Origin of the sequence: Paramaledivibacter caminithermalis DSM 15212, from assembly GCF_900142245.1 — a bacterium.
Lineage (GTDB): Bacteria > Bacillota > Clostridia > Peptostreptococcales > Caminicellaceae > Paramaledivibacter > Paramaledivibacter caminithermalis.
In genome coordinates this window covers 1-12,187 of record NZ_FRAG01000027.1, presented here as the reverse complement: position 1 = coordinate 12,187, position 12,187 = coordinate 1, and the positions used below count along the sequence as shown (strand labels likewise).

11 protein-coding genes are annotated in these 12,187 nt (G+C 31.0%); 2 read left to right on the top strand and 9 right to left on the bottom strand.

Features of this window, described 5'->3' with window-relative positions:
- Nucleotides 1-133 precede the first annotated feature (133 nt).
- The 9 genes from BUB36_RS11165 to BUB36_RS11125 all read right to left on the bottom strand — a co-directional run bounded on the left by BUB36_RS11165 (nucleotide 134) and on the right by BUB36_RS11125 (nucleotide 10,799).
- Nucleotides 134-763 (bottom strand): regulatory protein RecX, encoded by a 630-nt coding sequence (locus tag BUB36_RS11165; RefSeq protein ID WP_165613076.1) that lies wholly within the window; start codon nucleotides 761-763, stop codon nucleotides 134-136.
- A gap of 38 nt (nucleotides 764-801) precedes the next feature.
- Nucleotides 802-1,671 carry a radical SAM protein gene (locus tag BUB36_RS11160; RefSeq protein WP_073150002.1) on the bottom strand — a complete coding sequence of 290 codons (870 nt, stop codon included), beginning with the start codon at nucleotides 1,669-1,671 and terminating at the stop codon, nucleotides 802-804.
- A 178-nt stretch (nucleotides 1,672-1,849) separates the two neighbouring features.
- Nucleotides 1,850-2,407 carry an HD domain-containing protein gene (locus BUB36_RS11155; protein ID WP_084111975.1) on the bottom strand — a complete coding sequence of 186 codons (558 nt, stop codon included), beginning with the start codon at nucleotides 2,405-2,407 and terminating at the stop codon, nucleotides 1,850-1,852.
- 275 nt (nucleotides 2,408-2,682) lie between these two features.
- On the bottom strand, nucleotides 2,683-4,404 hold the full coding sequence (locus tag BUB36_RS11150) for an NADH-dependent [FeFe] hydrogenase, group A6 (protein ID WP_073149999.1): 1,722 nt from the start codon (nucleotides 4,402-4,404) through the stop codon (nucleotides 2,683-2,685).
- Nucleotides 4,401-5,693, bottom strand: a complete 1,293-nt coding sequence (locus tag BUB36_RS11145) for a complex I 51 kDa subunit family protein (RefSeq protein ID WP_073149996.1) — start codon at nucleotides 5,691-5,693, stop codon at nucleotides 4,401-4,403. The genes BUB36_RS11150 and BUB36_RS11145 overlap by 4 nt, the downstream gene beginning before the upstream one ends.
- Nucleotides 5,694-6,167, bottom strand: coding sequence for an NADH-quinone oxidoreductase subunit NuoE family protein (locus BUB36_RS11140; protein WP_165613075.1), 474 nt, complete (start codon nucleotides 6,165-6,167; stop codon nucleotides 5,694-5,696). It abuts the gene before it with no gap.
- A 17-nt stretch (nucleotides 6,168-6,184) separates the two neighbouring features.
- Nucleotides 6,185-6,541 (bottom strand): (2Fe-2S) ferredoxin domain-containing protein, encoded by a 357-nt coding sequence (locus BUB36_RS11135; protein ID WP_073149994.1) that lies wholly within the window; start codon nucleotides 6,539-6,541, stop codon nucleotides 6,185-6,187.
- A 357-nt stretch (nucleotides 6,542-6,898) separates the two neighbouring features.
- Nucleotides 6,899-9,529, bottom strand: coding sequence for a sigma 54-interacting transcriptional regulator (locus BUB36_RS11130; RefSeq protein WP_278247830.1), 2,631 nt, complete (start codon nucleotides 9,527-9,529; stop codon nucleotides 6,899-6,901).
- A gap of 421 nt (nucleotides 9,530-9,950) precedes the next feature.
- Nucleotides 9,951-10,799, bottom strand: coding sequence for a patatin-like phospholipase family protein (locus BUB36_RS11125; RefSeq protein WP_073149989.1), 849 nt, complete (start codon nucleotides 10,797-10,799; stop codon nucleotides 9,951-9,953).
- A 235-nt stretch (nucleotides 10,800-11,034) separates the two neighbouring features.
- Between BUB36_RS11125 and BUB36_RS11120 the strand changes: the two genes are divergently transcribed.
- Both BUB36_RS11120 and BUB36_RS11115 read left to right on the top strand, forming a co-directional pair.
- Entirely contained in the window at nucleotides 11,035-11,853 is an 819-nt protein-coding gene (locus BUB36_RS11120) for a metallophosphoesterase (RefSeq protein WP_073149986.1), read from the top strand.
- Nucleotides 11,854-11,863: 10 nt separating this feature from the next.
- The gene (locus BUB36_RS11115; protein ID WP_073149983.1) at nucleotides 11,864-12,040 is read left to right on the top strand and encodes a uracil-DNA glycosylase; all 177 of its coding nucleotides are present in this window, start codon (nucleotides 11,864-11,866) and stop codon (nucleotides 12,038-12,040) included.
- The last annotated feature ends 147 nt before the right edge of the window (nucleotides 12,041-12,187 follow it).

Genomic DNA, 12,187 nt, shown 5'->3' with positions numbered 1-12,187 from the left:
ACCAATGGATTTTCCATTGGTCTAAAGTGCCTATAACATCATCATAGATATTATATCACTATAAAGTTTATTGTAAATACTTTTTTTACTTTATTTCTTAAAAGTCTTAATTTAGCACGTTTTTATAAATTGCTTAAAGAAGCTCTCTTAGTATTTTTGATATTATATCATAGGAAAATCCTCTTCTTTGAAGATAATATCCCAATTTTCTATAAACAGCTTCTCTTTCATCTCCTTTATAGGCTTTCATTTTTTTCTTTGCTTGTTCAAGGGCTATTTCATATTCCTTTTCATCATTTAATTTATCATTTAAAACACTATCTATTATTTCTTCTTCTACTCCCTTTCTTATAAGCTCTATCTTTATTCTGCTTCCTCCATACTTCTCCCCTTTAGATTTAATATATTCTTTTGCGAACTCCTTATCATCTATAAGCTTATATTCTCTTAACCATGCTAAAGTTCTATTAACCACTTGATTTTCATATCCTTTTTGTTCCAGCTTATCCTTTATTTCTTTTTGGCTTCTGGGTCTATAGGATAATATTTTAATGGCATAATCCTTTGCTTTTTTCTGTTCCTCTGTCTTTATTATCTTTTCAATAAAATTTTGGTCTACAAGCTTTCCCTTTTCTAAATTTAATTTATATATTATATCTTTATGGACACCAAAGGCATATTTATTATTTATATATACGGATATCCTGTTATTATTTCTTTTTTGAGTTTCTAACTTAGTAATTTCAAACTCTTTTTTTAACAACACAGTTTCCTCTCTTTCTAACACCTGTACCTAATTCTTTATAAACTCCTGAAACGCTCATCCCTAAAATCATATTCCTCATTCAATCCACCATCTATTTCCTTTAATAGTTTATCCCTGTCAACAGATAAAGTTCCTGATAATGATACATAGTTTGACGCATGATTGCTTCTAAATAAACAATTTGTAAGATTTAAATTACTTATTAACTTCTTAGTTTCTTTTAATACTTCCTTTGGATTAAGTAGCTCTAGTTTACCTTTCTTAACTTCATCATACATTTCTGTTCCTAGTCTAAGTAAAAGCGTAAGAAGTCCTAGATAATGAGGTTTTATTTTATTTATTACTTTAGCGGATTCTATGGCATGTTCTTCCCATTTCTCCTTCCCACCTAATCCAGATATAAGTGTTACAGATAATTTGATACCAGAAGCTAATATTTTTTTCCCTGCTTCTATCATCTCTTGAGATGTTACTCCTTTTTTGATCTTCTTCAATATCTCATCGCTGCCTGACTCAACTCCAAGATAAGCAATGCCTAAACCCAGACTATGTAACTCTTTAAGCTCTTCTAAAGACTTTCTCAGGATATCCTTTGGTGCAGAATATATGCCTATTCTTTCACACTCTGGAAACAATTCCTTTATACATAGCAATATTTCCTTTAAATATTCTGTTTTTAAAGCCAAAGCATTTCCATCAGCTAAAAAGATTCTTCTAACTTTCCTATACTCTTTTCTTGCATTTTTTAAATCTTCTATTATCTCCTGGGTCTTTCTTTTTCTAAACTCTTTATCCTTGTACATACTACAAAAAGTACATTTGTTATGGGAACAACCTATGGTTATCTGTACTATAAGACTATAGGCTTCACTTGGTGGTCTATATACAGCACCTTCATATCTCACGATTATCTCTCCTAACATTAGTAAAAATTTTAGTCTATTATATAAATTTCCAATAGTAAAACTTAATTTATACACATCAAAATATCCAGAGCTTTTAAGGATTTTTTGATGTGTATAAATTAATTGTTTTACTGGAATATCTATATAAAGATACTAAAAACAAAGATATTTTGCAAAATTACTGGAATAAATAATCTACCGCTTCTTTAAACTGTTTATACATTTTAAATTCCTCCAAGTCCTTTAAGCTATCTATTAAACTATAATAGTACCATTTCTGTTTTTCATAAGGGGCATTAAATCTATCCCAAAGTTTATCTACCATATCTCTATATCCTTTGATCATACTCCTTATATTACTCAGTTTATCTGCACAAGCAATCATCTTTACATCTATTGAAGCCTTTTTTAAATACTCTATTGTGTGGAGCTTTCTATCATTCCAAGGAGTATTTTCTCTATCCTCAAGCTCCTCTGAAGCTCCTAAAACCAGTTGAAGTATTTTATCTCCAAATATCTCTCTAATATCTTTTTTAGTTAATTCAGTATCTTCTAAGGTATCGTGCAGTATTCCAGCTGCAATTACTTCCTCGCTAGCTCCGTTTTCCTGCAGCACAAGGGCTACTTCAAAAGGATGCACTATATATGGAATATCCGTTACTTTTCTATAATGATTCTCATGGGCCTTTGCAGCCACTTCTATAGCTTTGTTTATTAGATAGTTAAATTCCTTCATTAAACACTTCACCTCCTAACAGCCTATATCTCTTTTATTTTAGCTTAAACTTATCATATTCTCTTTCATCATACAATATTATATTTTTGAGAAAAAAACAAGTATATTAACAAAGGTATATGACTATGATTAACGTTTTCCTGAATATTTTTTGGGGTCTTAAAAAGACATAAAACTAAGAAGGTAAAACACCTCCTTAGCTTCGGTCATATTTTTTTAATAATGACCTAGAATAAATCCACCTTTACCTCAAGTGAATCTATTCAATATATTTATCATATATCACTTCTATCCTTGTAATGAGTATGAAGCAGCTTGTGGGATTTATATCCTAATGGCTTTGTTAAGAATTCTTTATACAGGGTTTTAATTACAGGATTGTCATGGGATTTTCTGATAGCTGATTGTATATCTACCTTGTATATAGCCTCAATCCTTTTTTTCTTAATATCATTAGTTCCCCTTGGCTGTCCACCACCTCCTATACAACCGCCTGGACAGCACATAACTTCTATAAAGTGATAGTCTGCTTTACCTTGTTTTATCATTTCTAAAATCATTCGAGCATTCTTAAGTCCATTAACTACTGCCACCTTTACATCTATTTCTCCAACCTTTACAGTACCTTCCTTAAAGCCATTAATCCCCCTTAGATTTTTAAAATCAATATTTTTAAGCTCTTCTCCAGTAACTTCCTCATAAACCGTTCTAAGGGCAGCCTCCATTACTCCACCTGTAGCTCCAAATATAGCAGCAGCACCTGTAGTTATGCCGAATGGAGAATCAAAATCTTCTTCTTTCAATTCTTCTATTCTAATCCTTGATTGTTTAATAAGTCTAGCTAATTCTCTAGTTGTCAAAACTACATCTATATCCTGATATCCACTGTCACTCATCTCTTCTCTAAGGGCTTCTGCCTTCTTTGCTGTGCAGGGCATGATTGATACTACTACTATATTTTCTGGATTAATATTAAATTTTTCTGCATAATAGGTTTTAGCTAAAGCCCCGAACATCTGCTGAGGTGACTTACAGGTTGAAAGATGATCTAAAAGCTCTGGATAAAAATATTCTATAAATCTTATCCAGCCAGGACTGCAGGATGTAATCATAGGAAGCTTGCCATTATTATTTATCCTATGTAATAGCTCATTACCCTCTTCTATAATAGTTAAATCTGCTGTGAAATTAGTATCAAAAACTTTATCAAAACCAATCTTTCTTAAAAAGCTAACTATCTTTCCTGTAACTATACTTCCTGGCTGCATCCCAAATTTTTCTCCCAAGGATACCCTTACGGCTGGTGCCATTTGAACTACTACATGCTTGTTATCGTCCTCAAGGGCTTGCCACACCTCATCAATATTACTTTTTTCATATATTGCACCTACTGGACAGACATTTATACATTGCCCGCAATAAGTACATTTTACATTCTTAAGCTCTTTGTCATATGCTGTTCCAATCTTCATTTCACAGCTTCTATTTATATTATATATAGCTCCTATTCCCTGAACTTCATTACATACCTCTACACATCTACCGCATTTAATACATTTGCTTTCATCCCTTACTATAGCTGGATTTTTATCATTTATTGGCAGCAACTTTACGACCTTGTCAAAGGAAATTGTATCAATATTATGTTCCTCACACAAAATCTGAAGCTCACAATTTCCATTCCTTATACAAGTCAAACAATCACAATTATGGTCAGCAAGTATAAGCTCAAGTATAGTTTTTCTAGCCTCTCTAACTTTTTTCGTATTTGTCTTTATTCTCATACCATTCCTTACTGGTGTACAGCAGGCCGCTGAGAAAGTGCTTTGTCCCTCAACTTCAACTATACACACTCTACAGCTCCCCTTTATTTTTTGATCTGGATGATAGCATAGGGTAGGAATATCTATGTGAACTTTCTTAGCAGCATTAAGTATTGTCGTACCCTCTGGTACAACTACATCAATTCCATTTATATTAACATTTATTTTTTTCATTTACATTCCTCCCTTCCCTTCATATCACATATCCCACATCTACAATACCCCTTTAAATGCTCCTTATATTCATCACCAAAATACTTAAGGGTTGTAAAGATAGCCGTTGGTGCAGCCTGACCTAAACCACAAAGAGATGCTTCCTTCATTAATAGAGATATATTTTTTAAAAGCTCTATATCTCTTTCGCTTCCTTCTCCTCCTTGAATTCTATCTAATATTTTAATTATATGCCTATTCCCTTCTCTACATGGAGTACATTTTCCGCAGGATTCATGCTTAAAAAATTCCATTGTATTTTTTATAAAATCTATAATACATGTTGACTCATCAACCACAAGTATAGCTCCTGAACCTAAGCCTATGCTATATTTCCTTAACTCATCAAAATCAAGCCTAATATCTAAAAGACTTTGTGGTATACAAGCTCCTGAAGATCCTCCAAGCTGAATAAATTTTAATTTTTTATCCTTTAGTGTCCCCCCACAAATATCATATATTATTTCCTTAAGAGTGGTACCAAGCTCGATTTCAAATACACCCCTATTAACAACATTCCCCGATACAGATATTAATTTTGTACCTCTGCTTCCTTCAGTTCCATATTTTTTAAATTCATCGGCTCCAAAGCTCAATATAAGAGGTACATTTGCAAGGGTTTCTACATTATTGACTAAGGTAGGTTTTCTCCATAATCCCTCACTTGGTGGATAAGGAGGCTTAAATCTTGATCTTCCTGGATTTCCTTCAATAGATTCAATCAATGCTGTTTCCTCTCCACACACATATGCGCCTGCTCCAGATCTTATATCAATATCAAAACTGAATTCCTGTCCCAATATATTATCTCCTAGATATCCTTCATCTCTTAAAATTTCAACAGCCTTTAGAAGAATTTCTCTTGTTTTAGGATATTCCCCTCTTATATATATATATCCCTTATTTGCCTTAGTTGCATAAGCAGCAATAATCATTCCTTCTATAATTTGAAGGGGGCAGCCATCTAATAATATCTTATCTTTAAATGTTCCAGGCTCTCCTTCATCGGCGTTACATATAATATATTTTTCATCACTGTTTTCCATTGAAATAAATTTCCATTTTAATCCTGTTGGGAAGGCTGCTCCACCTCTTCCCTTAAGATTTGAGTCTTCTATAACCTTTACAACCTCATGGGGCTTCATATGAAAAATAGCCTTTTGAAGCCCATCAAATCCACCATTATCTTTATATTCCTTTAAGGAAAGAGGACTAATCTTCCCACATAAACTTGATACAAAGCTTACCATCTATTTTTCCTCCTTTCTCAAGGAATCTATAATTTTATAAATCTTATCTCTGTCAAGATTGCCATAAATTTCTTCATTTATTTTAACTGCTGGTGCTAAATCACATGCTCCAATACAGCTGGTGAACTCCAATGAAAACAATCCATCCTCTGTTATTTCACCCATTTTTATTCCAAGGGCAGCTTCAAAGAACTTGGCTACCTCCTTTGAATTTTTTACGTAGCAAGGTGCACTGTTACAGATTTGAACAACATATTTTCCTCTTTTTTTGGTGGACAGCATTGAATAAAATGAAGCTACTCCGTAAACCTTACTTAATGGTATTCTTAGCTCCTTTGAAATTATCTTTAGTTCTTTTTCGGTTATATAATTTTCATCTGATTGCTTTTGTACTTCAAGGAGTATTTCTATGAGTTTATCTGAGGTTTTACCTATTTTTTCTATTATTTTTATAATTCTTTTATCCATATTCATAGCCACCTCCCCCTCCTTTACATTTTTAGCAGCCATTTATCTATGTGCTCATCATACATGGTATGTGATACAACTATAGCTCTAGCTTTTTTAGGTGTAACGAATTCATAGGTGTATCTTTCTCCATCGGGCATATATACATCTAGGATTGGTTCCTTTGAACAAAGTCCTGCACACCCAGTAGTCTCAATTATGACATCATCAAATTGTCCTTCTGCTACAACCTCTTGTAGTGCCTTTAGTACTTCATTTGCACCTACACTGACGCTACACATAGAATAATTTAGTACCACCCTTATCTTTCCATTCCTTTTATTATCAATAGCTTCCTCTGCCTTTTTTCTCAGCGAATCATATATTTCCTTATAACTCATATATCCTTCCCCCCTTTTTATTAGTTACTTTTATATGTTGCATATTTTATGCCAAATTTTGCAAACAGCTTGTACTTTTTTGAGTTGCATGTTCCAAGTTGCAAGTTTTAAAGTCATTCTTTTAGGTCTAAAAAATCTTAATTCATGCTTCTAAAATTTTAGTAATAATATTTTGAATTTGCTCTCTGTATCTTAATTTTACTTGAATTCAGACATGCAATTTTCTGTAAAAAAAATTTGAATCCTATACAATAAAAAAAGTGTGCTATACACGCTGGGCCCCAATCTTGGAACGTACAACTTATAACTTCAAACTAAAAAAGCGCCCTTGGACGCTTTTTTAATGCGCCTCTGCATTTAATTATGCTTTAGCGCATTACTTTTAAGATATTTTTGTATTTTCCTTACAACTGTTGATTGATTTACTCCTAGTGCCTCAGCCATTTCATAGGTTGTACCATATTTCTTATATGCCCTTTTAATTAATTTTCTCTCTAAGATTTCAGTGGCTTCCTTTAATGGCAATATGCCTTCAAGTTTAACCTTCTCACAGGAATTCTCTTCCTCCAACAGGAAAATTGGCAGATCTTTTTCATCTATTAAATCATCCTTAGTAGTTACAATGAGTCTCTCCATAATATTTTCTAATTCTCTTATATTTCCTGGCCAGCTATAATTTAATAATATTTTTTCTACCGAAGATGTAATATCCTTATTACATCCATATTTCTTATTAAATATATTGATAAAGTGATAGCTTAAAGGCAAAATATCTGACTTTCTTTTCCTAAGAGGTGGTATTTCCAAAGGAACTACATTTAGCCTGTAATATAAATCAGCTCTAAACCTATTTTCATCAACCATTTTCTTCAAATCTCTATTTGTTGCAGCGATTATTCTAACATTGACATCTATCTCTATCACTCCACCTAGTCTAATGAGTTTCTTTTCTTGAATTACTCTTAATAGCTTAACTTGAAGATTAAGGGGAAGGTCCCCTATTTCATCTAAAAAAAGTGTCCCTTCATGTGCAAGTTCAATTAAGCCATGTTTCCCCTTTCTGTTTGCACCCGTAAATGCTCCTGTTTCATATCCAAAAAGCTCTGATTCTATAAGGTTTTCAGGTATAGCTCCACAATTAATTTTTATAAAGGATTTATCTTTTCTTTTGCTTAGCTTATGAATAAAATTTGCTACTACCTCTTTTCCAACACCAGATTCCCCTAAAATAAGAACTGTTGAATCTACACCTGCAACATTGCTTGCTATTTGAAGAATCTTGCCAAATTCTATACTATTTGCAACTATATTTTCACTATTAAAATCCAATTTATCCATTCTTTTATCTTTTGAATAATATTTTTCTAGTTTTATAGTTTCTTCAATTTGTTTTCGTAGCTTATTGAGTTCATCTATGTCTCTTATATTTGTAACTACTCTACTTATATTTTCATTATCATCAAATATAGGAGTACCAGTTGCTAAAAATTTTTTTCCCTTTGCTGAATTTTGAATGAAGGATACCCTTCTTTTTTCCTTTAGGGCTAACATAGTGGCAGAAGGAAAGATAACTCCTTTTTCTTCCATACCAAGTACTAATTCATCATTTCCCATTTTTTCATAACCGACCATTCTAATCCATGCCTTATTAACCTTTAATACCTTTCCTAATCCATCTGTCACCACAATACCATCATAAGAGGATTCAATTATTGTTTCAAGCTCATCCTTTAGTCTTTTTATTTCTCTATAATTGTCGGATAATTCTTCAAATAATTTTGTCTTTTTTGATAATAAGTATGGAAGACACATATCTAATTCTGCTATTCCTTGACATACAGCTATAGCCTTATCTCTACATGTACTATATCCACATGCACCACAATTCAGCTCATCCTCTTTAGATACTTTATTAGTCTTTTCTAGAATTCTTTTGATCTCTTCTTCTGAAGGAAAAGGAAGTATATTCCTTTTATTCTTAAATTCCCTCAATAAATCTACATCAATATTAAATTCTACTTTATCATTACAACTACTTTCATAAAATTCATATACATCCTTGGTTTTCTCATAATAATTTGAATTATTGTTAATCTTAGGACCTTCTATACACCCTTTACACATTAAAGCATCAACGAGTCTAGCTGATATTTTATTCTTAGAAATAACATTTATTAAATCCATGCAATCCTTATGGCTTGATATAGATATAAATTCATTTCTCTTTAACCTCTTTACAATTTCTAAATTATACATCATACCTCCATCAATTGGAAATAATCTTCCTTTAGAACATTTAGGATTATCAAATTCTTCTTCTAACGAATTGTTTACTTGTATGTTATTATCTATAAAGAGGTCCTTTAATTCATCAAAGGTCAATACACAATCAATTATTCCGCTAAATTGTGCTTCCATAGCTTCAGCTTTTTTAGCTATACATGGTCCAATAAAAATCACCTTTAATCCCTTATCTTTAATACTCTTTCGTATAATTTTCCCTGTAGCAATCATTGGGGAATCAAAGGGTAGTAAATGTGTTATAAGCTCTGGATAATGCTTTTCAATCATGGCTACAAAGGATGGACATGCTGTGCTTAAATATGTTTTATTTGGATTTTTATTAAGAAAATTATCTAATTGCTTTGATAAGACCTCAGCTCCTACTGCAACCTCCCAAACTTCAGTAAAACCTAATTTTTTAAGGGCCCCAACAACTTTTTTATAGGAATAAGGATAAAAACTACTTATAAAAGAAGGAGCTAAGCAAGCAATAATTTTTTCATTTTCCTCCAAAATTTTTAATGCTTTAGATTTATTGTCTATCACTACCTTAGCATTTTGTGGGCAGCTCTTTACACATTTACCACAGGTTATGCATCTAGAATGAAGTATTTTAGCTTGTCCGTTCTTAATCTGCACAGCATTCACAGGACAATTCCTAACACAAGAATAACATTGCTTACATTTGTTTTCTGTTACACTAATAATGTCTTGAATAACCTACCACCCCTTTACATAGAATAAATACATCTGGTGAGGTATTTTGAGTTGGTTGAGTTATAGATTTTTATAACTCTTATCCCCTTATGCTTGTTTGTATTGAGGGGTTTTTAATATTTCCTTTTGGCTTAAGTAATAAATCTACAACCCATTCATATAGATATTCCAGTAAAACAGTTAATTTATGCACATCAAAAATCCTTAAAAACTCTGGATATTTTGATATGTATAAATTAAGTTTTACTATGGGAAATCTATAGATATTCCAGTAAAACAGTTAATTTATACACATCAAAAATCCTTAAAAACTCTGGATATTTTGATATGTATAAATTAAGTTTTACTATGGGAAATCTATATATAAAAATAATATGCCATACTTTTACAAGTATGACATATTATTATCCTATACCTTAAGCCATTCTATCAATTCATTATATTTATTTTCTGCATCCATATAGCCTAGTTTATAGAGGGATTCAATTTTTTTAGTATTTTTATCAAAGGTTTTTAGCTTTAAATACTTACTTGGTCTTATTATAAAAACCTTTTTTTTAGCCTCCAGTTCATTTATATAATCTATAGTTTTATGGTATACTCTGTGGCAATTAGAAATAGACTTTACTAAGTCATTATAGTCTGGATATATTTTTCTTGCCAACCCTTTCATTTTAAATGGTTTCTGTTTATGTCCATTCTCATTGGTTAAAACTATTATACTCTTATGATTTCCATCTTCCATTGCCTTTTTTATAGGTATTGGATCAGATATTGCACCATCTAATAAATTTTTTTCCTCAAATTCTACTGTTTTTGTTAAAAATGGTATACTGCTTGAAGCCTTAATAGCTGTTATGACATCATCACAATTATCTACATCTATATATACAGGTTGCCCATTGCTGCAATCGGTAGCGGTAATAACAAATTTTTTATTGGAATTTTTAATTTTTTCAAAATCAAAGGGTTCTAAAGTATTTGGTATAGTGTGGAATATAAAATCCATATCTAAAATGCTACCCTTTGTTAATAGATTTTTATAGCTTATATACTTATTCTTTTTTATATAATCTATATAAATTCTCTTGCCAAATCCTCTTTGCTTTAAAATATACGCTATAGCATTGCATGCTCCAGCAGATACAGCAATAATATATGAAAAATATAATTCTTTATCCATAAAAAAATCTAAAACGCCAGAAGTATAAACTCCTCTCATACCTCCACCTTGCAATACCAGTCCTACATCCTTCATGATATCACCCTAAGTTTTTAATGTATTCATTATAAATTTTTTCTCATATTTCATTGTTATATTCCTCTCAACCATATGTTAAATAATGGATAGCAGTTTTTTCATATTTATATACCTCGATTTTGTTGTAACTAATTGAAAAATAGGATAATATTTAGGAAGATAAAAAATTTAATTAACTAGTTTAACAAATTAGATTTAAGTATTAGTTATACATGTTAATGGGGGTAAAGTAATGGATTTTAGAAAGACTTTTATTATATTTTTAATTCTATTTATTTTATTGTTTATCAGAATTCACCTTGAGGTAAACACAATAAAAGTAGAAAGCATAACTATAAATACTAAAAAAATTCCTAAAAATAAAAAAATAAAAATAGTTCATATTTCAGACCTACACAACAAAAAGTTTTCAAATAATAATATTGCTCTATTAAAAAAGATTGAAAATCTAAGACCTGATATTATTGCTCTTACTGGTGACATTATTGATGCCAAGACTACTAACTTTCGAAATGTTTATAGTTTATTAGAGGATTTGATGAAAATTAATAAAGACATCTATTATGTTTCTGGTAATCATGAATGGAGAAATAAAAAAATCGAAGAATTTATATATGGACTAAAAAGCAAAGAAATAAAAATTATAAACAATTCTAACGAGATTTATAAATATGATAATTTCTCTGTAAATATCTGTGGCATTGATGATCCTTATACAAACCATGAAGATATTGAAAAAGCCTTCAGTAACATTGATAAGAATAATTTTACTTTGCTACTTTCCCATGCTCCAAATATTATATTTAAATCATTGGATTTACTATGTGATCTAGTATTATGCGGTCATACCCATGGTGGCCAGATACGAATTCCATTTATAGGGGGTATTATTGCACCTGGTCAGGGCTTATTCCCAAGATATGATAAAGGTCTTTTTAAAATTAAAAATGATATATTATTATATATTAACAGTGGATTAGGCACCAGTAGATTACCCATAAGATTTCTAAATAAAAGTCAAATCAGCTTTATTACCCTAACAGGAGAATAGGAGATGTAATATGTATAAAGAGAAAAGAATAGATTGTTTTAAATGTAATTATTTTTATATTACTTGGGATAAAAATAATCCAAGAGGTTGTAAATATTTTGGCTTTAAAACTAGACTTATGCCTTCAATGGCTGTCTTTAGAAGCTCTGGTAGAAAATGTAGAGCTTTTGCAGAAAAAAATAAATAACTTTAACTCGTTGTACTAGTTAAAATTTACAAATAGAAAAACCCCAGCAAATTATGTTAACCTATCATTAATAACTACTAAGAAATTAAGATAGGAGGAAAACATATGCTGGAGCTTCATAAGAAATATTCTATCAAAGAAATAGAT

Excerpts from the sequence above, each read along its gene's own strand:
- BUB36_RS11155 (WP_084111975.1), bottom strand. The coding sequence starts at position 2,407 with ATGAAGGAATTTAACTATCTAATAAACAAAGCTATAGAAGTGGCTGCA.
- BUB36_RS11150 (WP_073149999.1), bottom strand. The coding sequence starts at position 4,404 with ATGAAAAAAATAAATGTTAATATAAATGGAATTGATGTAGTTGTACCA.
- BUB36_RS11145 (WP_073149996.1), bottom strand. The coding sequence starts at position 5,693 with ATGGTAAGCTTTGTATCAAGTTTATGTGGGAAGATTAGTCCTCTTTCC.
- BUB36_RS11140 (WP_165613075.1), bottom strand. The coding sequence starts at position 6,167 with ATGAATATGGATAAAAGAATTATAAAAATAATAGAAAAAATAGGTAAA.
- BUB36_RS11135 (WP_073149994.1), bottom strand. The coding sequence starts at position 6,541 with ATGAGTTATAAGGAAATATATGATTCGCTGAGAAAAAAGGCAGAGGAA.
- BUB36_RS11125 (WP_073149989.1), bottom strand. The coding sequence starts at position 10,799 with ATGAAGGATGTAGGACTGGTATTGCAAGGTGGAGGTATGAGAGGAGTT.
- BUB36_RS11120 (WP_073149986.1), top strand. The coding sequence starts at position 11,035 with ATGGATTTTAGAAAGACTTTTATTATATTTTTAATTCTATTTATTTTA.
- BUB36_RS11115 (WP_073149983.1), top strand. The coding sequence starts at position 11,864 with ATGTATAAAGAGAAAAGAATAGATTGTTTTAAATGTAATTATTTTTAT.